This is a genomic window from Candidatus Nitrosopumilus sp. (assembly GCF_028278985.1).
Taxonomy (GTDB): domain Archaea; phylum Thermoproteota; class Nitrososphaeria; order Nitrososphaerales; family Nitrosopumilaceae; genus Nitrosopumilus.
The window spans coordinates 22880-44924 of record NZ_JANQTA010000013.1; the positions used below are offsets into that span (position 1 = coordinate 22880).

The following is a 22045-nucleotide window of genomic DNA, read 5'->3' on the forward strand; positions in this document are numbered from 1 at the left end:
ATTGAGAATTACAATCATTGCACTCATCATTGTGGTTGTCGGAGGTTCAATCTTTGCAGCCTTTGGTTATTTTACAAATCAAGAACTGGGAGATATTGCTGAATTACCTGAAATCAAAAGTCAATATGAGAAATTAGAAAATTACAAAATAGAATTAGAAAAAATTAACCAAAATAATCAGAAAATTCTTACAGATTTAGAAAGTCAAATTACTAATTCAGATGATGAAAATCTTGCAAAAATTAATGAAGAAATTGAAGTCATTAAACGAGTCATAAATGAGAATAAGAAGGAATTAGAGCAAGTAATCGAGAAATTGTCTGAAATGGAAAGCGATCAATAAATTTTCATTTCCACATATGGGAAATAATCAGTATTATTATATCATATCTTAAGTAAGTAATATTGGGTATGGCAAAGGGTGTATTTCTCTTTCTAGTAGGTAGTATCGTTGGATTTATCACGACTCCTCTTCTTTGAGAGTTTTAGATTTTTCTAAATTCATATAGTTTCTAGTAATGAAAATTTTGTGGAATTACACAGAAAATTAACGTACATTGGAGCCATATTGTTAGTTGCAACATTTCTGATAAACCATTATCATGAAACAGATCATCCCGGAGTTGGTTTCAATTATGCATATGTCACTGGAATTGTAATGGTGCTTTGTTTTGGAGTTAGTTTTGTATTGTTTACAAAAGATAAGATAAATGATTAAAAATTTTCAATAGATGGTGTGAGGTCTTTTTTTGGGAAAAAGCCTCCATCCTATCTATTTGAATTTGATGTTGAAAAATTCAATAAAAGAAAAACGTAGAACTTGTTCGAATATTCTAAATACAATGTTTATGTCTAGTTAACCTTAGCCTCAAAATATTTTGCAGTTTACCGTAAGATTATAAACAATTACTGGATCTTGCGATCATGCCAGGGAATGAAATTGAAGTCCCAAAGGAATTACGTGAATTCATGCTTGATGGAGCTGAAGAAACATTCCTAGGACAAAAAAATGGAGCCAAGAAACAATATCGTTATGGTAATTTACACATTAGAGAATATGATGACAAATTTTTAGTTCATACTGATAAAATTGATCCTAGAATAGATCCAATGGGTCATCTTGTAAAAGATGCTCCTGAATTTTTGATTGGTCTGGCTTGTGGAATATTTGGTGGTACACAAGTTGCAAAATTTTTAAAGAAAAAATCTAACAAATCTTCAATTTCTGCTACTTTACTTACTTCGCTAATCTCCGGTTATGTGGGATATGCAGCTACAAAGAAATTAAAAAATTACTTGGAGTGATTATTTTGTCAAAAATTAGAACAATCAAAGTGTTAGTAAAACTTCTACCTTCAATTCTAGCTCTAAGAAAAGATAGAAAGACATGGATTAAACAATCAAAAAATGAAATAGACTCTGAGCAATTTAGAAAAAATGCCAGAAAAGTTCTTGATACCTTTATTTCATTAGGTCCAGTTTACATCAAACTAGGTCAATGGTTGTCTTCTAGAGCTGATATCTTACCCCAACCTTACTTGGAAGAATTAGCTAAACTTCAAGATAGTGTTCCTCCAGCTCCCTTTGAACAAGTAAAACCGATCATAGAAAATGAAATTGGTCCCATTAATGAGAAATTTGATAATATAGATCCTAATTCAATTTCTGGTGCATCTCTAGGTCAAGTTTACAGAGGTTCTATCTCTGGACAACAAATTGTTGTTAAAGTAAAAAGACCTGGAATTGAAAAAATAGTTGCTGAAGATTTAGAAGTTTTAAAAAAAATTCTTCCATTAGCACTACGATTTGTTGATCCAAACTTACGCTATTCTGCAAAAGCTATGCTTTCACAATTTATTGAAACCATTCATGAAGAAATGGACTATACAAATGAATCATCAAATCTAAAACGAATAAAATCTGATATGGAAAATTCTAGCAAAGTTGTAGTTCCTTCAGTTTATGATGATTTTTCCTCAAAAAATGTTCTAACCATGGAATATTTGCCAGGAATTAAGGTCACAAATGTTGAAGAACTGAACCAGGTAGGAGTTGATAGAGAACAGCTAGTCATTGATGTGCATAAAGTCTTCTTTACCATGCTTCTAAAGCACTCCATTTTCCATGCTGACCCTCATCCTGGAAATATCTCAGTCACAGATGATGGAAAACTAATCTTGTATGATTATGGGATGGTTGGACGAATCAATAATGAGACCAGATTCAAGCTTATTCGACTTTATCTTGCTTTAGTTGAACGTAATCCTCCAAGAGTTGTTAATGCAATGAATGAACTTGGAATGCTTACTCCTGGATACAATCGTGAAGTAATTGAAAAAGGAATTGAACTTTCAATTCGTGCTATGCATGGAAATAAACCTGATGAAATGGAAGTTCAAAGCTTGATGGAACTAGCAAATCAAACAATGAGTAAATTTCCTTTTGTTTTACCAAAAAATCTAGCTCTGTATATGAGAATGGCATCAATCATTGAAGGAATTTACAAAACACATGATGTAGATTTCAAATTTGTTAAAGTTCTAAAAAATATCTTACAAGAAGAAAATTTGATAACAAGAGCATATGTAGAAGAATTAAAAATTTCATTTGATAATTTCTCAAAATCCATTGATTCTGCATTACGAATGGGACCTGAAATGAAAAAACTGATGGATGAAGCTCAAATTTTTATGAAAAAAGGAAAACCAATGGTTTTGATAAGTGGAAGCATCTTTGCATCTGCTCTCTTTATTGGATCTGTATTTTTAATTCAATCACATGAAATTCTTGGATTAGCAGGAATGATTTCTTCAGGAATTATAATGGCAGTTTCAGGATTTTTCAGAAAATACTAGTTATTCAATTGAAATATCTTTTCCTGAACTTTTTACAGGAATGATTAATGTCAAAACACCATTTTCGTATTTTGCAGAATCAATTTGTTCTTCTCCTTGTTTGATTTCAATAGGAAGTTTGATTTTTTTATCGATAATGTTTGGACGTTGATTTGAAATCAATGATTCATCTTCTTTGATTTCTTTTTGTGCTTTGATAGATAAGATGTCTCCACACAAGACTAGTTTGATATCTTTTTTTGAGAAACCAGGAATATCAATTACTAACTTGAGACTATCTTTGCTTAGATACATGTCAATTGGAGGTAGAACAAATTCATAGAATTCTCTAGATTTATTTCCAATTTCTTTAATGACTTCTTTTACTAATCCCATTTTGAGATAATTGCTTGATTTTTGGTTATAAACCTTGATAGATTTTTAATTAATTGATTACCCTGATTCTATAACTTATGATAGTTGTTATTGAGGGTGGAGACCAAGCAGGAAAATTAACCCAGTCTACAATGCTTGAGAAAGCTTTGAAAAAAAGAAAAATTAAAACAAAATTATTTCATTTTCCTGACTACAAAACTCCAATTGGAAAAGAAATCAGAAAATATCTAGATGGTAAAAGGAAATTTCCCCCACAAGTAATTCACTGCCTTTTGTCAGCAAATAGATGGGAAAAATTACAGGAAATCACCTCTGCCCAAGAAAAAAATTCTGTTCTAATAATGAATAGGTATTATCATTCTAATCTTGTTTATGGAATTGCAAACGGAATGAAGCCAAAATGGCTTGAAAGTCTAGATGATGGACTACCCAAGGCTGATTTAGTTATCTTACTTGATGTCTCACAAAAGGAATCATTTAGAAGACAAAAAACCAATCGAGACAAATTTGAAAAGAATGAAGAATTTCTGAGACGAATTTCGAAAATTTATCGTAAAGTTGCCATGAATAAGCGATGGAAGATTATTGATGCAACTAAATCCAAAGATGAAGTTCACGAAGAAATTCTAAAAGCATTCTCCAAGAAAATAGGATTATGAAAAAAAATTATCTTGACATAATTGATCCTATTCATGATTTCATTAGAGTATATGACTATGAACTTCCAATAATTGAAAGCTCTATTTTTCAGCGATTAAGAAGAATCAGACAACTTTCAGGTGCACACCTAACATATCCTTCAGCGCAACACACTAGATTTGAACACTCTTTGGGCGTAATGCACATTGCAAGTCAAGCAGGTTTTGTTCTAAATGAAAAAGGATATCTGAATTCAGATGATGTCCAAGTTCTAAGATTATCCGCTTTGTTACATGACATTGGTCATGGACCTTTTTCTCATCTTTTTGAAGAAATTATTCAAGAAAAAAAAATTTCTCATGAAGATTATGGGAAAAAAATTATTCTTCAATCTGATATTGGAGATATCTTATCTAAAACTGGATTTGACAAAAAACTTGTAGCAAAAATTGCATTTGGAGAATCCAAATTCCAGTATCTCAATGAAATTGTTTCTGGTGTGTTAAGTGCAGACATGATGGATTACTTACTTAGAGATGGATACTTTACTGGAGCAGAACATGCCAAAGTAGATCATAAAAGAATTACACAATCATTTGATATTCACAAGAAAAAATTAGCATTAGAGCGTTCAGCACTATACTCCTTTGAATCTATGATGCATTCAAGATACCAAATGTTCAAAGCAGTGTATTTTCATAAAACAGTAAGAGCTGCTGAGGTCATGTTACTTGAAGCACTAAGATTATCTGATGACGAATTTGGTTTTTCCAATTTTAATTTAGATGAATTTGTGAATCTAACTGATGAATATGTTTTATCGTCTTTGATTTCTTCAAAATCATCAAAATTAAAACGTGCTAGAGAATTTGCAATAGATTATCAAAATCGTAAATTACTCAAATGTGTATATGAGAGAATTCTAACTAGCCCTAACAATTTGAAGAATAACCGTGTGAATGAAATTAGAGATGAAATTTCAAAAAAATCTAAAGTTAGTGAAACTGAAATTTTTGTAGATAGTTCTGTAACTCCTTCAATCCCCCTGGCACCTTCGAAAAATGAATCGAAATCTATTGTTCTTGTGACTAATGAAAATGGAAAATCCAAGGCTCAGGAAATGCCTATTTCTGAAATCCCTGTGGTTTCGGCGATTTCTGGATTTATGAACATACTTAGAGTCTATACACATCAGAAAAATAGAAAAAAAGTTGAAATTGCCGCAAAATCGATACTTGGTGAGTTAAAGTGAAAAAACGAATTGTAATAAAATTATCTGGAAGAGTTTTTGGAATTGATAATGTCAAAGTTCTAAAGGATTATGCACAATTTTTGGTGAAAATCAGCAAAGTTTGTCAGCCAATTGTAATTGCTGGTGGAGGAAATATTGCCCGACATTATATTTCCCATGCACGTTCATCTGGTGCAGATGAATCTACTTTAGATGAATTAGGAATTGAAATTTCTAGACTAAATGCAAAATTGTTAATCTATGCTCTAAAAAATAAAGCATATTCTCATCCACCAACTACTTTACAAGAAGTTAGACATGCAGTTGATGATGGATTAATTGTAGTTGCAGGAGGATTACATCCAGGACAGAGCACTAATGGTACTGCTGCCTTGATTGCTGAAAAAGTAAAGGCAGAACAGTTTCTTAATGCAACTGATGTTGATGGTGTTTATGATATGGATCCTAACAAATACAAAAAAGCCAAAAAATTCAAACGAATTGATATGAAAAATCTCAAAAATATGCTTGTTCAAGAAGATTCAGTTGCTGGCGGTTATGATCTAATGGATATTGTTGCTCTAAAAATTATTGAACGCTCAAAAATTAAAACTAGAATTCTAAAAGCAAATCCCAAAATTATTGAAAAAGCAATTAAGGGAAGCGACGTAGGAACAGAAATTATTCTTCCTTCAAAATAATATTCAAGAATCTTCGTTTTGAATTGTAGGTCTTGATTCAGACCAAATCTGGATTTCTTTCCCAGGATATTCATCCATGCCTGAATCCCGTAATTTTTTGAATATTGATAATGCCTCTTCTTTTTCTACAGCCTTTGACTGTGCTTTAGTAAATCCATCATTATCTACAATAATTGCAACATATCCATCTGGAGAATTTATCACAGCTGCCAACTCTTCTTCTCCAACTGGTTGAAAGCTCCCATCAATCTTTTTTGTAGTTAGAGTTAGCATTGAAAAACCTGCTAAATCAAACATTTTCATTTGTGATTTTGCAGCACGTTGTTTTCCTTTCTGAACAGCTTGAAAATATTGCATAATTTTTTTGAATCTGACATGGTATAATAACTATCTCAACATTTAAGATATCTAGGGATGGGGCTAAAGTATTGAATCCTAAGATTTTTGTCGGAGCTGCAGTTGCAGCACTAGCTGTAATTCTTGGAGGAATACTGATGATGGGACCTTCAATAACTATTGAAGATCAAATTGGAACTACTGATGAACAAATCATTCCTCAAGCAGAACCTCTTCAGATAGAATTAGATGATATTTCAGTGACAAAAATCTCAGAACGATCAGCCACAATAGAAATAGCATTTAAAATTTTTAATCCAAATCAACGTTCTATGATTGTTCAAGTAATGGATTACCAATTATTTGAAACTGGGTATTCAGATACTGAACAAATTTCTGGTGGACAAATTGGAAGTCGTCCTGAAGGAATGGTTGAGTTTGGATCAAATTACTATACTTTACTTGGTGAGAATTCAATTATTTTGAGAGATAAAATTACTTTGAAGAATTCTGGAAATACCCCTGAGCTATGGTCTGCATTAGAAAGTAATACTGCAACATGGAGAGTTTCTGGAGATGTATTTTACAACTTGAGTTCTATGACAAGTGGACAAGAAAATGAATTGTCCTTTGAATTCACAAAATAGACCTATTGTATCATAAAATTTGAATATTGTGATAATTTGTTTTTAGAGAATAATTATTGGCAAAGTTATAAAAGCACGTTTCATGGGCTTTTAACAATGGCAGAAGCAGGAATGGCCGCATATGGCGCAGCAGCCGGAGTTGCAATTGCATTAGCAGTAGTAACCTTCGCATTACGTGGTAAAGGACATCCAGAACCACTAGACTAAAAAAAGGAATTTTCCTTTACAATATTTTTCATTTATTCATTCAAATCTTTCTTGCCAAGTCCCAACATTTCAGCAAGAGTAACTTGTTTGGTGTTGGTCTTCTTTGTATAACACTTTGAATAGTATTGACATTCACTGCATTCTACAGATGGCTCTAAAATTGGAGCCTTTTGCTCTTTTAACAAATTGTTAAGGACTCTGACTCTTCGAATGACCTCTTCAAACATCTTTTTGTTTCTCGTAAGTGAAAATGTTGTTTCTTTTCTATCTCCAGTAATGTAGATAATCATTCCATCTAGTTTGTCATATATCCACAAACAGGCATTAAGATACAGAAGATCATTTGCCAGAGGATTTTCTAATTCTTCATTTGCTGATCTGAAAAGCAAAATTGAATCATCAACTATCATATCTGCTTGAGCTTTTATCTGAATGTCATCTAGTGAAAATTCTTTTGGGTCACTACCATATTGTAGCTTTCTTAGTAATCCTGAAAGTAACTCATTGAATCCTCTTCTCTCAATTTCTCTAGGTTCAATTCTGTCATAATAAGAACGTCTTAGACATCTGACAACTTCTTGAAGGTGGATTTTTTGAATATCTTTTGGGTCGATTTCAATGTCTAATTCTTTACCAATCGAATCAAGTGAATTTTTGATAATTGTTCGAAAATCTCTATCTCCCATCATGATAATCTACCTTCTCCTTTTTCCTCTTATTTTTAACTCATTATCTGGGTCAAAAATTTCGATATTTTGCCTGCAAAGGCTAAAGTGACAAAGTGAACCCCAAAGCCAAGAACTGCTCCTACGATAAGATTTCCTGTTCCAAAATAGATGCCTAAGAAAATCCCTAGTGGTGGCAAGGAGAAAATCATACCCATAAAGGCACTAATCCAAATTGTATTGATTACAACCTCAGTGGAAATATCGTTCTTTTTCTTGGGAAATCTAATCATTTTGAGATTATTCTTCCAAAATCATTTTTGACATTGTAGTTTCAGTTGGAATCTTTTGCTCAACTGCATAAGCAATTGCTGCCATATTTCTGACCTCAAATGCTGTTAATTTTGTGATGCCGATAATTGTGGCAAAGCTGAACATCTTGGTAAATGCTCTTGCTGAAGAATGATACAATGACATTTCAAATGCTCTCTCAAATTCTGCTACAGCGTCTAATTCGTTTTCAACTTCTGGGATTAGAGATTTGTATTTTGTATTTGATAACTCAGCAAATGCATCTCTAACTGATGCTGCAGACATCATTCTTCCTAGAAGTTCTCTTGGAACAGATGGTGTTTGTGTAACAATCAAGTCTTCAATTTGTGAATCATCAAGACCCCAAAACTTACCTCTAATTACACTTAGAAGATTGTAAAAATCTACATCGGTTCCAACTAGTTTGATGACATCCCTGTCTCTAGTATTTTTTAGAGCACGTCCTAATTGTTGGTATAATATTTTATCAAAATATGTGTCAAAAATTTGGATATTCTTCTTTTCGTTGTAAAGTGCTGCTGCTTTAGAAATCTCTTCTCCAAATTGTACAGAGTTTAGACTCGCAACAGTTTCCTCAAGATCTTTTGAAACTAGGGCTTTAACGATAATGTCTCTTTGTTTTATCAATTCTTCAGCTCGCAAATTGATATGAGTTTCAATCTCTTCTTGGGATTTTCCAAGTACTTTACCTTTGAGAATTTGTTTAAGATTTGAGATGATAAATTTCATGTAATATGCATCTAAGATGTCTGAATCTCCTGCAGTCTTTGCAATTGAATAATGAACATCTGCTAAATGACCTCTAAGTGCTGATTCAATGCCTTGTGAAGTGTATGGTTTTTGGACATCAGAAACAGCCTCTCCGTAAATGGTATTTTTGATTCTAGTCATTAATTCCTCAAGATCTCTTGATTCTGCCAAAGTCTGAAAATCAGCCTTTTTCAGTAATTTTCCTCTCTGACTGTATGACTTTACAGATGCATAGACGTTTTTGCCCATTTAAAAAATCTGAATGAGCAACGGATTTTAATGTTTGGCGATCACTATTTCTCAGAAGTTATCTCATTTAGGAATCTCAAGGCGTCATCTTTGTCTTGTTTGGATAATTTTGTAAATGCCTCTAGAATCTCTTTTTGGATTACTAACGACTCATCAGAAATTTCTTTTAATTTAGACAGTTCAAATGGGAGTAAATCTTTGAATTTATTGTCACAAAATGCCTTTACATATTTCTGAAAAATCGAGTATGTGAAATTTGGGCTAGTTTGAAGTAGAGTAGATAGAATTTTCTCAAACTCTTTTTCTGATGGTTCAGACTGTGAGAAAAACATCTTTAGCAAATCTCCTCTATTTTTTACCTCACTAATTGACAAAGCGATCAGAATCCCTTTCTTTGTTAAATGATAAAATGGAATTCCCTTTTCTTGAAGGGCTTTTGGACCTCGTTTTAATGGTAATCTTCCATCTTCTTCTGCTATCTCCATTGGGAGCAGAATTTCATCCAGATCTCTGAAAATTCCTGAATAGATATTCTTCCAAGTAATCCCATGTTTTTTGGCAATTTTTTGAGAGATTCCTGTTCTTGTTCTTTCAGCTGGATTTGCACTATTTGCAAGGATCATGATAATTGCTCTCTGTCTATTTGCCTCTCCTGTAAGATCTCCATCTTTAGTCTTGAAAGTATCAAAAATCGCTAGTTTGGAATTAGATTTCACTTTCATGCGATCACCATATCATAATTTTTTATTTCTATGTTACTATCAGAATATACTAAAATATAATAATTTACATTTTTGGTAGTTTTTCAGTCTCGAAGCCTTAAATAATTTTCAATTTCGATAAATTTAATGAATTCTAGGAACCACAAGTATGCTCTATTACTTGTGGCCGCAGTAGCCATTACAGCAACTGGTGCTATGTCTCAAGCATATGCACAACAAGTTACTGATGGAATGGACGGATATGCAGAACACGGAATTTACACAGGCAACCCTAACGAATGTTGGGTTGGTAACGATGCAGATGGATACTTACCATGTTACATCGATACTGGTGATACCGCCTGGATGTTAACCGCAACATCATTGGTACTTTTCATGAGTCCTGGTGTAGGATTCTTCTACGGCGGACTGGCACGTTCAAAGAACATCACAAATGTTCTCGGAATGACCCTAATTGTTATGGGTTTGATGGCAGTTCAGTGGGTGCTATGGGGATACTCTCTAGCATTTGCTCCAAACGCTGATGAAGGAGCCAACATGTTCATGGGAAGTCTTGATTATGCAGGATTTAACATGGTTTCAAACTATGCACCTCTAGGTGCTCCAACAGCCTGTGACGGCGACATTTGGTCGAATGCGTACCAAATGCAGCAGTTCAAAGCTGAAGAAGCATGTGGAGATAGTTGGCCTAGTACAGTTCCACACTCTATGTTCGCAGCATTCCAAGGTACTTTCGCAATCATTACTCCAATTCTAATTATTGGTGGTTTGATTGACAGAATTAAGTTCAGTGCACTGGTAATCTTTGTTCTCCTATGGGGTACATTCGTTTATGACCCTGTTGCCCACTGGGTATGGGGAGGCGGATTCATCGGTGGCGGTGGAATCGATCTCAACCCTGAAATCGAAGAAGCTTCGTTCGCACTAGACTTTGCTGGTGGTACTGTAGTACACATTACTTCTGGATTCTCTGCATTGGCAGGTGCCATGATCCTTGGCAGAAGACTCGGATATGGTAAAGTTCCAATGGAACCACACAACATTCCAATGGTTGTTCTCGGAGCAGCTATTCTCTGGTTTGGTTGGTTCGGTTTCAACGCAGGAAGTGAAGTAATGGTTGACGGTATTACTGTCAGCGCATGGGTTGTAACTAATACAGCAACCGGCATGGCAACTATTACCTGGGTACTAATGTCCTGGGCACATACTGGTAAACCAAGTATTGTCGGCGCTGCAACAGGTGCAGTAGCAGGATTGGTAGCAATCACACCAGCTTCTGGTTGGGTTGGTCCAATGGCAGCTATTATCATCGGTATCGCAGCCGGAACAGTCTGTTATGGTTCAGTAGCTTTCAAGAATGCAAGAAAGTGGGATGACGCACTCGATGTATGGGGAGTACACGGAATGGGTGGTCTTACAGGTGCAATTTTGACTGGTACTTTAGCAAGTCCTCACATCTGGGATACAGGTGATGGTTGGGGAGCATGGACTGGTACACCACAAGGATACGAACAACAAGCAATCAGTATCATTGGTGCAGTAGTCTCAATTGCATACGCCTTCGGTGTTACAGTTGTAATCCTCAAAGTAATGGACGCAGTATGGCCTGGCGGAATCAGAGTCACTCCAAAAGAAGAGGAGATTGGTCTCGATTTGGCCCAACACGGCGAAAGAGCATACGTAAACGAATAGGAAAATCCTTTTCTTTTTCTTCTTTTTATTATTCAATCCAAATCAATTTAGATTTGATCATTTTATCCAAATCATGTTAATCTCTACATCTGAACTAAATTCCATTTTAGATAATCCAAATTTGATAATCGCTGATACTAGATCTTTCAAGGAATATTCTGAGTACCATATTCCAGGGGCTGTCCATCTTGATGTTTTTGCATTTCATTGGATTGACACATCAAAAGAAGGAATTGAAAATTTCAATAAACAAACACAAAACATCCTTTCAATTTTGGGAGTAACCCCAGAGAAAAAAGTAGTATTCTATGATTCAGTTTCTGGAATGCTAGCTGCAAGAGGAGTTTGGATGTTGATGTATTTTTCTCATCAAGATGTTGCAATGTTAGATGGCGGTCTTTCAAAATGGCTAAATGAAAATCTGCCAATTGAGACAAAACCAAATGGATTCAAACCATCAGATTTTACTGGTAAAATAAATCCAGAAATTATTACTGGATATGAGAGTATTCGAGATAACCTAGATTCTCTGAAAATCCTTGATGCACGTTCTCCTGGTGAATATGATGGAAGTACAGTTAGAGCAGCCCAATCAGGCCACATTCCAAACGCATTCAATATTGATTGGAGCAAAAACCTCAAAGAAGATGGGACTTTCAAAACTGATGAGGAATTATCAAAAATGTATGATTTTCCAAAAGATACTCCAGTTGTAACTTATTGCCAAGGAGCATATCGAGCAGCTAATTCTTTTTTGATTCTCAAAAAACTAGGTTTTGAAAATGTCAAAGTCTACCTTGGTTCTTGGGGGGAATGGGGAAATCGAATGGATTTGCCAGTAGAAAAATAGTTCATGTTTCAGACAAATTGAAATAAAATTAGTTGATCTTTTCTGAAAAACATCTGACGTAACGTGTATTTAGTTTAGTAAAATGGGGATGATTTTATGGCAACAAAAAAACGTGCTGCTAAAAGAAAGACTACAAGAAAAACTGCTTCCAAAGCCAAGAAAACTGTAAGAAGATCAAAACCAGTTAGCAAGGCAAAACGAAAAGCAACTCAAGTAGCAAACAAAAGAAAACGTGAGCTACTAAAAGCAAACAACAAAGTCAAGAGTCTCAAAAAAGCACTAAGAACTGCTGAAAAATCTGCTAGAAAGAAGAAAGCAGCTCACATAAAAGCCGCAAAACGAGCTTCAAAAACTCAGTAAACGAGTTTTATTTTTCATTTTTTTAATTATTTTTCAAAAATTTATTTTCTTTTCCAGATGAATTGATTGTAAATCATTTCAGGTCTAATTTGTCTAAATGGTTGAGCACCACCATCATACCACTTTGTGAAGTATTCATACAAGTGCAATCTGAGAGACTGAATGTATACAATCAAACCTTCAATCATCATGATTCCCAAGTTACCACCGATAATCATTGCCCATGCTCCAAATGATTCAGGTCCACCTAGTGATTTGAATGCATTATTGACTGTGAGCAAAAGTGCTGCGTGCACCAGTAACATAATTCCCAATCGAGCATAACTAATTGTATGTGCTAAACTCTCAACTGTTTTTCCTAAGAATACTTCCATTACGACATTTGCAGCCGAACCTCCATCTTCAGGATGTTTCTTTGCATGCAAAATTCCTCCTACCATCATCATAGCCATTGATGCAATTACAATTACAACTGCAATTCTTGTAACAATCCAAACTTGGGCCCAATCACCGAGGAAAATTGTTACCCAAGGAACAGCTTCAGTGTGTACTTTGGAATACATGTTCATTACATCATATTGTGAACCAATTGCACACATCATGATTACAACGATTCCGCCGTAAAGTGTGATGTTTGGAATTGCTTCCATGTACATTACAATCTTGTGTCCTTCTTTGGCTAATCTCTGAATTCTAAGAATCATAGCCCAAACCAAGTGAATGATTCCGATGAATAATGAAACCTTTAGGATGTTGATTACTTGTTCAAATGTTAATTCTGCAACACTAAGAATTCCTACAATCCAACTAAGTGAATGCAAAGCTCCACCTTCATCCAATAATGTTCCTATTGGACCAAAGTATTCCAAGTGATATCCAAATGCTTCTCCGGCACCAACACCCGCAATTGCAGATGCCCCTCCAGAAATTGCAATGAGCATTCCCCATCTTGAAAGATTACCTTGTCCTTTGACTTTGAATAATAGTCCCATTCCCATTAAGAGCAATCCGTGACCCATATCTGCAAACATCAATCCATAGAAAATTGGCCACATGAGAGCAATCATTGGAGTTGGGTCAGATTCTCCCTTTCGAGGAATTCCCTGACTTTCGGTAATTACTTCAAATGTTCTTACGAATTTTTTATTATCAAATAATGTAGGAATTTGTGCCTGTAGTTTGGGGTCTGTAATTTCTTCTGTTACTGACATCCATTGTTTGGTTGAGTTCTTGAATTTCTCTTCCATTTTACTTGGAATGAAGCCTTGGATAACTGCAAAGTTTTTGGTTCCACCTGGTTTTCTCACAGTCTCTAGAACATCTTTTGCAATTTGTGCTTCTTCAAATAATACGAGAATATCTCTTCTAATGCTTTTAGTAACTTTTGCAATTTCTTTTGCATTTGCTTTTTGTTTTGCTGTAAGTTCTTTGATTTTTGACTCTGCAAGTGCATATGCTTCAGATGGGACTTGAGGAAATCCTTGAGGAATAGCAAATGGATTGGCATTGAAACTTCTAAGAACTTTTAATGTTTTTTCAGAATCACTAGTTCCTGCAATAACTAGAATTGCAGCTTTCTCTTTGCTAGCAAGATCATATTTGTAAAATGTAATTCCTTCAAGTGCACGACTAATTTCTTCATAGTCTGAAGAGTTGATGACAAATAGATTTGTGTAAAAATACTTCATTAATCCAAATCCAGAAAGATCAATGTTTAGTTTCTTGGCAACTTCAAGAGTCTCTTTTAGTGATGTGTATTCATCAAGAGAACGTTTTGTGTCTGCTCTCTCTTCAAGTAATTTTGCTGGTCCATCAATAACACCTGGAGTTCTCTTTTGGAGATCAGCTACCATATCCTCAATTTCGTCAATTTCATAGTCTTTTTTCTTGATAATAGTTCCTTTGAAAAGAATCTCTAAAATTCCAACAGTTGGTGGAACACCTAATCCTTTGACCACATCATCTATCGATTGGTAAGTTTTTTGAGCCTCTAATAGCAAATCATCAATTTCTGGGGTGACTATGTCATTTTCTGTATCAATTTTGTGAAACCACTCAAATTCAGTAAGTCTAGAAATTGCTCGTGGAGATTCACTCCTTGGTAAAATCACACTTCCAAGTTTTAGATCGGCTACTCCCAAGATAATCCTTCGGAGAATTCTTAGTTTTTAATATCTTTCTGAATCATCTCAGACATTCCCAAACATTAAAATCTATTATGAATGAACGGCACCCATTGGCAAATTCTGCTCTAGAACAGACTATTGATAAAATCCTTAATCAAACAGAAAAAGAGATCTCATCAAATATTGAATCTGCCTTGACTGATTCCTATCAAACATTAGATGATTCTGTTCCTAAATTAGAGCAGGAATATGACAAAATCGTTGCTGATGGCAAAAAAGAAGCCGACAAAATTGAAAAACAAATTATGGGAAGTTCTGATATTGAAGCCCGAAACAAGCACTTGATGGCCTTAGAAGAAGCAGTTGACAAGGTCTTTACACAAGCATTAGATCAAATTGCAAATACTGATCGCAGTGGTGATTATTCTAATCTAATCAAATCTTTACTTGATGAATCAACAAAAATCTTGGGAACTACTGAAGTCGTTGTCTTTACAAATGCAAAAGATAAAGATGCAGTTCAATCAGCATTACCAAATTATCCTGGTTCAGAATTATCATCTGAAACAATTGATTGTCTTGGTGGTGTAAAGATCCAATCCAAAGATGGTACTATGACTTTTGATAATACGATCGATGCAAGAATTGAACGTCTGAAGCCTTTAATAAGGAAAGAAATTGCAGCAAAATTCGGGGTAAGTAATTAGAATGGCTGCACAAGGTAGAATCGTTTGGGTCAGTGGTCCTGCTGTTAGAGCAGATGGAATGGCTGATGCAAAAATGTACGAAACAGTTGTTGTAGGCGATTCTAAACTAGTCGGTGAAGTAATTAGATTAACTGGCGATGTCGCATTTATTCAAGTATACGAATCAACAAGTGGATTAAAACCAGGTGAACCAGTTCTTGGTACAGGTAACCCACTTAGTGTTATGTTAGGTCCTGGAATTATTGGACAACTTTATGATGGAATTCAAAGACCACTAAGAGAATTATCAAAAGCATCAGGTTCTTTCATTGGCAGAGGTATTACAACATCCCCTGTTGACATGGAAAAAAAATACCACTTTGTTCCAACTGTAAGTAATGGTGATGAAGTTGCTGCAGGTAATGTAATTGGTACTGTTCAAGAAACTGATTTGATTGAGCATTCAATCATGGTTCCACCAGATCATCAAGGTGGAAAAATTACAAACATTGTTTCAGAAGGAGATTATGATTTAGAAACTGAACTAGCTACAACTGAGAAAGATGGTCAAACTATCTCTCTTAAGATGTATCACAAATGGCCTGTTAGAAAACCAAGACCATACAAGAATAGATACGATCCAACTGTACCTCTTCTTACTGGTCAAAGAGTTATCGATACTTTCTTCCCAATTGCAAAAGGAGGAACTGGTTCTATTCCAGGAGCATTTGGTACAGGCAAAACTGTAACACTACACCAAATTGCAAAGTGGGCAGATTCCCAAGTTGTAGTTTACATCGGTTGTGGTGAAAGAGGAAATGAAATGACAGAAGTACTTGTTGAATTCCCACATCTTAAAGATCCAAGAAGTGGAAAACCACTCATGGACAGAACAGTCCTTGTAGCTAACACTAGTAACATGCCAGTAGCAGCAAGAGAAGCAAGTATCTACACTGGTGTAACAATTGCAGAATATTACAGAGATATGGGTAAAGACGTAGTTCTTGTAGCAGACTCTACTAGTAGATGGGCAGAAGCACTCAGAGAAATGAGTGGTAGACTCGAAGAGATGCCTGCAGAAGAAGGTTATCCATCATATCTTGCATCAAGATTAGCAGAATTTTATGAAAGAGCAGGACGTGTTAGAGCAGCTGGAAGTCCTGACCGTGATGGTTCAGTTACACTGATTGGTGCTGTATCTCCATCTGGTGGTGACTTTACAGAACCAGTAACAACTCACACCATGAGATTTATCAAAACTTTCTGGGCTTTGGATGCAAAGCTAGCATACTCTAGACACTATCCATCAATTAACTGGATGAACAGTTACTCCGGATATCTTGCAGATATTGCAAAATGGTGGAGTGAGAACATCAGTGAAGAATGGTTTAACATTAGAAGTGAAACTTATGGTGTCTTACAAAGAGAAGATACACTAAAAGAAATTGTCAGACTCTTAGGTCCTGAAGCATTACCAGATGAAGAAAAATTAATTCTTGAAGTTGCAAGAATGGTAAAAATTGCTTTGTTACAACAAAACTCATTTGATGATGTTGATACTTACTGTAGCCCAGAAAAACAATTCAAATTAATGAAATTATGTGTTGACTTTTACAAGAAAGGACAACAAGCACTCAAAGAAGGAGCATCATTATCTGACATTCGTGAATTAGGAGTTGTAAGCAGTTTACTCAAAGCAAGAATGGATGTTAAAGATGATGAAATGCCAAAACTAGATCAACTAGACAAAGACATGCAAGAACAATTCAAATCAATCTCAGGAGTAAAGGTATCAAATTGAGCGCTGAAGGTGGAGTTCAATACAGTAAGATTGCCGAAATCAAAGGCCCTCTAGTAATTGTAGATGATGTAGATAATGCAGCATTTGACGAACTAGTTGAAGTTGAAACTAAAGACGGTGAAAGAAGACTAGGTAAAGTTCTCGAAGTAGGAAACGGTAAAGCAATCGTTCAAGTCTTTGAAGGAACCACAGGATTATCAATTTCTGGAACAAATGCAAAATTTGTTGGAAAAGTTATGGAAATGCCAGTATCAAAAGAAGTACTTGGTAGAGTATTTGATGGATTAGGAAGACCAAAAGACGGACTCCCAGATCCAATTGCTGATAAATTTATTGACATTAACGGTGAACCAATGAACCCAGAACAACGTGAATATCCAAAAGATTTCATCCAAACTGGTGTATCTGTAATTGATGGTTTGATGACTCTTGTAAGAGGACAAAAACTTCCAATCTTTTCAGGTTCAGGTATGTCTCACAACTTACTAGCAGCACAAATTGCAAGACAAGCAAGTGTTGTTGGAACTGATGATGACTTTGCTGTGGTCTTTGCAGCAATTGGTGTGCAATACAGTGAAGCAGAATATTTCAGAAGAAGTCTTGAAGAATCTGGTGCACTAAAAAGAAGTGTTCTATTCTTAAACACAGCAGATGATCCTGCAATTGAAAGAATCATCACTCCTCGTGTAGCATTAACAGTAGCAGAATATTTGGCATTTGAATTAGGAATGCACGTTCTTGTTGTAATTACTGATATGACAAACTATGCAGAAGCACTTAGAGAAATTAGTGCAGCAAGAGAAGAAGTACCAGGAAGAAAAGGATATCCTGGATATCTTTACACTGACCTTTCCACACTTTATGAAAGAGCAGGAAAACTCAATGGCAAAAAAGGAAGTGTTACACAAGTACCAATTTTGTCAATGCCTTCTGATGATATTACTCACCCAATCCCAGACCTTACAGGTTACATTACTGAAGGACAAATTGTAGTTGGTAGAGACTTGTTTAGACAAGGAGTTTATCCACCAATCAACATTTTGATGAGTCTTAGTAGATTGATGAAAGACGGTATTGGTGAAGGAAGTACTAGAGAAGATCATGGTGAAATTTCTAACCAAGTTTATGATGCCTATTCTAGAGCACAAGAGGTTAGAGCATTAGCAGGTATCGTTGGTAAAGCAGGTCTTACTGAAATTGACCTAAAATATTTGGACCTTGGTGATACATTTGAGAAAGAATTCCTTACACAGGCAACTGATGAAAACAGAACAATTGAAGAAACATTAACTTTGATGTGGAAGATTGTCTCAAAACTACCAAAGAACGAGATTACAAAAATCAAAGACAAGTACGTAGAACAATATTACAAGGAAGAGTAACTAAATGTCATTTGGACAAAACGTTGCAGCAACTAAGATTGAACTTTTCAAATACAAAAAATCAAGCCAAATTGCTGTTATGGTTCAGCAAATTTTAGATGATAAGCGTAAAGTTCTCTTAAAAAATATTGAAGAAATGATTCAAGAAGCCTCTAAAGCAAGAGGTGGAATTTGGGATCCCTTACAAGACATCTACAAATCAGTTAATGAAGCATATCTTGCATTAGGAACAAACACTGTTGACTCTGTTGCAGAGTCTACTCCTCCAGTCATGGAAGTAGATGTTAATGTAAGAAGAGTTGTAGATGTAAAAATTCAAGCACTAACTGTTACTGAAAAAGATACAAAATCAATGCCTTACGGATTTGCTGATACCAATTCCTCAATTGATAGAGCATCAAAACAAATCAAAGAATTATTACCAAAAATTTGTAAAGCTGCAGAATACGAAAATTCAATCTTTAGTCTTGCAAAAGCATTAGAAAAGACCCAAAAATTACTAAATGCTTTAGAAAATGTCATTATTCCTCAATACAAGGACAACATTCGATTCATTCTTGCCACTCTTGAAGAGCGTGAAAGAGAAGAATTCGCAAAGTTAAAAAAAGTGAAGGAAAAGATGGAAAGTGGAAACTAATGGGAAAAGAAGAAATTAAAAAATTAGTTGAAAATTCTAAAAAAGTAATTGAACAAGATCACGATAACTTTTCAAAATCAATCAAAGATGATTTATCATCTTTCAAAAAGAAAACCCTAGATCGAATTTGATGATTTTTCATCATCATGATTTAAATATGGAACTAAAGGGGACGAGATCATAAAATGAAACCTATCGTCTTGCTACTTTTGGCAGCCGCAGTAATATCCATTTCAGGATCTACTGGACTTGCATACGCAGCAGAAGATGATGCAGCAGGAAGTTCTGACTCACTGAAAATTCTCGGTGCAGGTTTGGCCTTCGGTCTTGCAGCTTTTGGTGCCGGTATAGGTTTAGGTCAAGTAGGTGCAGCCGGTCTTGCTGTAATTAGTGAGAATCCAGCCTTACAGTCAAAAGTATTCATCTTCGTAGGAATGGTCGAATCAATCGCTATCTACGGTATAGTCATGATGTTCATCATCCTGGGACAATAGACCCAGTCGCACATCTTTTTCAAATTTTTCAATTTTTTAATAATTAATTGTATTTTAGCTTGTTTACATCTAAGACTCTTGCACAGTATCTGCACTTGAGAACTCTTCCTTCTTTATCAATTACATCCATAACTGGCTCAATGTGTTCTGTACTGTTAGTTATACAGTCAGGATTGGAACATTGGAAAATTCTATCAATTTCATTTGGGAGTGAAACTCTTCTTTTTTCAACTAACTTGTAGTCTTTTATCATATTGATTGTGGCTTTTGGAGCAATCAAAGCAAGTTTGTTTGTGTCATCATCTTTGAGGAATTTATTTTCAACTTTGATAATGTCTTTTTTCTTGAATTTTCCACTTGGAACATTTAGAGCAATTGTAATCAAACTTCCGTCTCCTCCGTCAATTCTTAAAGCACTAAGGACTTTGAGACCTTTACCCTCATCAATATGGTCTATTACAGTACCTTCTTTGATACGTCGAACCAGAAGTTCAGACTGCTCCATCAGAATACTTTGTATAGTGACCTGTATATATTATTGAAAGATGAACGAGTTCTTCAACAAAGACATCATATCAATTAAGGATTTTAACAAAGATCAACTTGAGAAAATCTTCTCATCTACTGACAAAATTATGCAATTGAGTCCTACTGAAAGAAGAGAAATTTGTAAAGGAAAAACTCTCGGCTATTTGTTCTATGAGCCAAGTACCAGAACTCGACTTAGTTTTGATTCTGCAATGGCTTCAGTTGGTGGGAATTCACTAGGAATCGCAGATGTTTCCTCATCATCAACCCAAAAAGGAGAGAGTCTTGCTGATACTGTAAAAATTATGTCTATTTATTCAGATGTTCTCGTTTTACGTCATACACTTGATGGTTCTAGTCGTTTTGCTGCAGAGGTTTCTGAAAAACCAGTAATCAATGCTGGTAGTGGAACTGAAGAACATCCAACTCAGGCAATTCAAGATTTGTTTACAATGAAAAAAGAAAAGAAAAAGATTGATGGACTAAAAATTGGAATTGTAGGTGATTTGAAATATGGTCGAACAGTTTACTCTTTGTTGTATGGACTAGGAAATTATGATGTTGATGTTAGACTAATTTCTCCTGAATCACTTCGAATACGTTCTGATTCTGTTTATGAAATTAAAAAGAAATTAGATTTTACTGAATCTACCAAACTTGAAGATCATATTGATGACCTTGATGTCTTGTATGTAACAAGAATCCAAAAAGAAAGATTCCCTGATGAAGAAGAATATCTCAAAGTTAAAGGAAGTTATGTTGTTGGATTAGATTTACTTAAACAAATGAAAGATGATTCAATCATCATGCACCCCCTTCCAAGAATAGATGAAATTTCAACTGATGTTGATTCAACTAAAAATGCAAAATATTTCCAGCAAGCTGAATACGGAATGCATACAAGAGCAGCATTGTTGGGCCTAACGCTTAATGAAAACGGATTCTAATCCGTATTCCATATATCTAGAAACATTTCATTAAATCTAATGACTCAAACCAAAGTAATTCCAATTTTCCCACTTGACCTTGTATTGTTTCCAAGACAAGAATTACCTTTGAGAATATTTGAGCCTAGATACAAGCAATTAGTTGATGATTGCATGCTTGGTGATGGATTGTTTGGCGTTTGCCTAATTGATGAAACTGGTTCTGTAAAGGGTTGGAATGCACCAAAAACTATTGGAACCGTTGCAAAAATAACTAAATGTGAAGACGTTGAACTAGATGGCCTTCAATTACATATTGAAACTCTAGGAAGAAATTCATTTAAAATTAAAAAAATTATTGAACCTGCAATTTCACAACCTGAAAACTATGATCCATTATCTGTAGAAGGTCATTCACAAGTTTCTGAATTACATGAAAAGATTGGAACTGAAGAAAAAATGTACATTCAAGCTGAAGTTGTAATGATCCCTGAAATTGACGAAAATATTTCACTTGAAAAATGGCAAAGCCTTGTTGAATTATGGAAAAAGAAGATTGTACAACAAGCTTTACCTCAAGTTGTTGAACCTCATGCATTAGATCATGTTTTACAACAATACTACCTAATTACAGATACCCCTACAATTGATTACATTTACTCTCTTTCTGCATTGGGTGCAAAGGATCCAAATGATTTACAGCCATTGCTAGAAGCTACTAACATGGAAGAATTGGTTCAAAAAACAGAGACATTGTTGACAATAAAATAATGGAACAATTGGAATTATGATGATGTCTTACAAACAATTTGCAATACTATTTCTTGCTATTACAGTATTTTTTCCAGCAAAC

General features: G+C 34.9%; 27 protein-coding genes. 19 read left to right on the forward strand and 8 right to left on the reverse strand.

Annotated elements, in window-relative coordinates; genetic code table 11:
* Window position 1 precedes the first annotated feature (1 nt).
* From Q0941_RS04115 to Q0941_RS04130, 4 genes are all read left to right on the forward strand, one after another.
* Entirely contained in the window at window positions 2–343 is a 342-nt protein-coding gene (locus tag Q0941_RS04115; RefSeq protein WP_299291630.1) for a hypothetical protein, read from the forward strand.
* A 186-nt stretch (window positions 344–529) separates the two neighbouring features.
* On the forward strand, window positions 530–718 hold the full coding sequence (locus Q0941_RS04120; protein ID WP_299291632.1) for a hypothetical protein: 189 nt from the start codon (window positions 530–532) through the stop codon (window positions 716–718).
* A 206-nt stretch (window positions 719–924) separates the two neighbouring features.
* Window positions 925–1305: a hypothetical protein gene (locus Q0941_RS04125; RefSeq protein ID WP_299291633.1), complete on the forward strand. Its 381-nt coding sequence runs from the start codon at window positions 925–927 to the stop codon at window positions 1303–1305.
* A 5-nt stretch (window positions 1306–1310) separates the two neighbouring features.
* A complete protein-coding gene (locus tag Q0941_RS04130) occupies window positions 1311–2855 on the forward strand; it encodes an ABC1 kinase family protein (protein ID WP_367277468.1) in 1545 nt (514 codons plus the stop codon).
* Here Q0941_RS04130 and hsp14 read toward each other — a convergent pair whose 3' ends face one another.
* Window positions 2856–3230 carry an archaeal heat shock protein Hsp14 gene (gene hsp14 / locus Q0941_RS04135; protein ID WP_299291637.1) on the reverse strand — a complete coding sequence of 125 codons (375 nt, stop codon included), beginning with the start codon at window positions 3228–3230 and terminating at the stop codon, window positions 2856–2858.
* Window positions 3231–3307: 77 nt separating this feature from the next.
* On the opposite strand from hsp14, the gene tmk reads away from it, so the two are divergent.
* The 3 genes from tmk to pyrH are packed head-to-tail and all read left to right on the forward strand — an operon-like array spanning window position 3308 to window position 5801.
* Window positions 3308–3889: a dTMP kinase gene (gene tmk / locus Q0941_RS04140; protein ID WP_299291639.1), complete on the forward strand. Its 582-nt coding sequence runs from the start codon at window positions 3308–3310 to the stop codon at window positions 3887–3889.
* Complete coding sequence (locus tag Q0941_RS04145; RefSeq protein WP_299291641.1) at window positions 3886–5121, forward strand: HD domain-containing protein; 1236 nt, start codon at window positions 3886–3888, stop codon at window positions 5119–5121. Before tmk ends, Q0941_RS04145 begins: the two co-directional genes overlap by 4 nt.
* A complete protein-coding gene (gene pyrH, locus Q0941_RS04150; protein ID WP_299291643.1) occupies window positions 5118–5801 on the forward strand; it encodes a UMP kinase in 684 nt (227 codons plus the stop codon). The genes Q0941_RS04145 and pyrH overlap by 4 nt, the downstream gene beginning before the upstream one ends.
* 3 nt (window positions 5802–5804) lie before the next feature.
* On the opposite strand, the gene Q0941_RS04155 is transcribed toward pyrH, so the two are convergent.
* Window positions 5805–6158, reverse strand: coding sequence for a hypothetical protein (locus Q0941_RS04155; RefSeq protein WP_299291645.1), 354 nt, complete (start codon window positions 6156–6158; stop codon window positions 5805–5807).
* A 71-nt stretch (window positions 6159–6229) separates the two neighbouring features.
* Between Q0941_RS04155 and Q0941_RS04160 the strand changes: the two genes are divergently transcribed.
* Window positions 6230–6784: a hypothetical protein gene (locus Q0941_RS04160; protein ID WP_299291647.1), complete on the forward strand. Its 555-nt coding sequence runs from the start codon at window positions 6230–6232 to the stop codon at window positions 6782–6784.
* A gap of 239 nt (window positions 6785–7023) precedes the next feature.
* Here Q0941_RS04160 and Q0941_RS04165 read toward each other — a convergent pair whose 3' ends face one another.
* From Q0941_RS04165 to Q0941_RS04180, 4 genes are read right to left on the reverse strand one after another with little or no spacing between them, the layout of a single operon-like run.
* Complete coding sequence (locus Q0941_RS04165; RefSeq protein ID WP_299291650.1) at window positions 7024–7680, reverse strand: hypothetical protein; 657 nt, start codon at window positions 7678–7680, stop codon at window positions 7024–7026.
* A 32-nt stretch (window positions 7681–7712) separates the two neighbouring features.
* Window positions 7713–7949 (reverse strand): hypothetical protein, encoded by a 237-nt coding sequence (locus Q0941_RS04170; protein ID WP_299291651.1) that lies wholly within the window; start codon window positions 7947–7949, stop codon window positions 7713–7715.
* Between the two features lie 7 nt (window positions 7950–7956).
* On the reverse strand, window positions 7957–8988 hold the full coding sequence (locus Q0941_RS04175) for a V-type ATPase subunit (protein ID WP_299291653.1): 1032 nt from the start codon (window positions 8986–8988) through the stop codon (window positions 7957–7959).
* A gap of 44 nt (window positions 8989–9032) precedes the next feature.
* Complete coding sequence (locus Q0941_RS04180) at window positions 9033–9710, reverse strand: hypothetical protein (RefSeq protein WP_299291655.1); 678 nt, start codon at window positions 9708–9710, stop codon at window positions 9033–9035.
* A 126-nt stretch (window positions 9711–9836) separates the two neighbouring features.
* Between Q0941_RS04180 and Q0941_RS04185 the strand changes: the two genes are divergently transcribed.
* The 3 genes from Q0941_RS04185 to Q0941_RS04195 all read left to right on the forward strand — a co-directional run bounded on the left by Q0941_RS04185 (window position 9837) and on the right by Q0941_RS04195 (window position 12612).
* Window positions 9837–11402, forward strand: coding sequence for an ammonium transporter (locus Q0941_RS04185; protein ID WP_299291657.1), 1566 nt, complete (start codon window positions 9837–9839; stop codon window positions 11400–11402).
* Between the two features lie 73 nt (window positions 11403–11475).
* Complete coding sequence (locus Q0941_RS04190) at window positions 11476–12252, forward strand: sulfurtransferase (protein WP_299291659.1); 777 nt, start codon at window positions 11476–11478, stop codon at window positions 12250–12252.
* A 96-nt stretch (window positions 12253–12348) separates the two neighbouring features.
* Complete coding sequence (locus Q0941_RS04195; protein WP_299291661.1) at window positions 12349–12612, forward strand: hypothetical protein; 264 nt, start codon at window positions 12349–12351, stop codon at window positions 12610–12612.
* A 41-nt stretch (window positions 12613–12653) separates the two neighbouring features.
* On the opposite strand, the gene Q0941_RS04200 is transcribed toward Q0941_RS04195, so the two are convergent.
* Complete coding sequence (locus tag Q0941_RS04200) at window positions 12654–14753, reverse strand: V-type ATPase 116kDa subunit family protein (RefSeq protein ID WP_299291663.1); 2100 nt, start codon at window positions 14751–14753, stop codon at window positions 12654–12656.
* A 77-nt stretch (window positions 14754–14830) separates the two neighbouring features.
* Here Q0941_RS04200 and Q0941_RS04205 point away from each other — a divergent pair, with 77 nt between their 5' ends.
* From Q0941_RS04205 to Q0941_RS04230, 6 genes are read left to right on the forward strand one after another with little or no spacing between them, the layout of a single operon-like run.
* Window positions 14831–15445: a V-type ATP synthase subunit E gene (locus Q0941_RS04205; protein ID WP_367277469.1), complete on the forward strand. Its 615-nt coding sequence runs from the start codon at window positions 14831–14833 to the stop codon at window positions 15443–15445.
* A 1-nt stretch (window position 15446) separates the two neighbouring features.
* Window positions 15447–17225 carry a V-type ATP synthase subunit A gene (locus Q0941_RS04210; protein WP_299291667.1) on the forward strand — a complete coding sequence of 593 codons (1779 nt, stop codon included), beginning with the start codon at window positions 15447–15449 and terminating at the stop codon, window positions 17223–17225.
* Window positions 17222–18607 (forward strand): V-type ATP synthase subunit B, encoded by a 1386-nt coding sequence (locus Q0941_RS04215; RefSeq protein ID WP_299291668.1) that lies wholly within the window; start codon window positions 17222–17224, stop codon window positions 18605–18607. The genes Q0941_RS04210 and Q0941_RS04215 overlap by 4 nt, the downstream gene beginning before the upstream one ends.
* 4 nt (window positions 18608–18611) lie before the next feature.
* Complete coding sequence (locus Q0941_RS04220; RefSeq protein WP_299291670.1) at window positions 18612–19244, forward strand: V-type ATP synthase subunit D; 633 nt, start codon at window positions 18612–18614, stop codon at window positions 19242–19244.
* On the forward strand, window positions 19244–19375 hold the full coding sequence (locus tag Q0941_RS04225) for a hypothetical protein (protein ID WP_299291672.1): 132 nt from the start codon (window positions 19244–19246) through the stop codon (window positions 19373–19375). The genes Q0941_RS04220 and Q0941_RS04225 overlap by 1 nt, the downstream gene beginning before the upstream one ends.
* A 54-nt stretch (window positions 19376–19429) precedes the next feature.
* Entirely contained in the window at window positions 19430–19738 is a 309-nt protein-coding gene (locus Q0941_RS04230; protein ID WP_299291674.1) for an ATP synthase subunit C, read from the forward strand.
* A gap of 43 nt (window positions 19739–19781) precedes the next feature.
* On the opposite strand, the gene pyrI is transcribed toward Q0941_RS04230, so the two are convergent.
* Window positions 19782–20243, reverse strand: coding sequence for an aspartate carbamoyltransferase regulatory subunit (gene pyrI, locus Q0941_RS04235; RefSeq protein WP_299291676.1), 462 nt, complete (start codon window positions 20241–20243; stop codon window positions 19782–19784).
* Window positions 20244–20283: 40 nt separating this feature from the next.
* Between pyrI and pyrB the strand changes: the two genes are divergently transcribed.
* Window positions 20284–21213 carry an aspartate carbamoyltransferase gene (pyrB, locus tag Q0941_RS04240; protein WP_299291678.1) on the forward strand — a complete coding sequence of 310 codons (930 nt, stop codon included), beginning with the start codon at window positions 20284–20286 and terminating at the stop codon, window positions 21211–21213.
* A gap of 39 nt (window positions 21214–21252) precedes the next feature.
* Window positions 21253–21963, forward strand: coding sequence for an LON peptidase substrate-binding domain-containing protein (locus Q0941_RS04245; protein ID WP_299291680.1), 711 nt, complete (start codon window positions 21253–21255; stop codon window positions 21961–21963).
* Window positions 21964–22045: the final 82 nt, after the last annotated feature.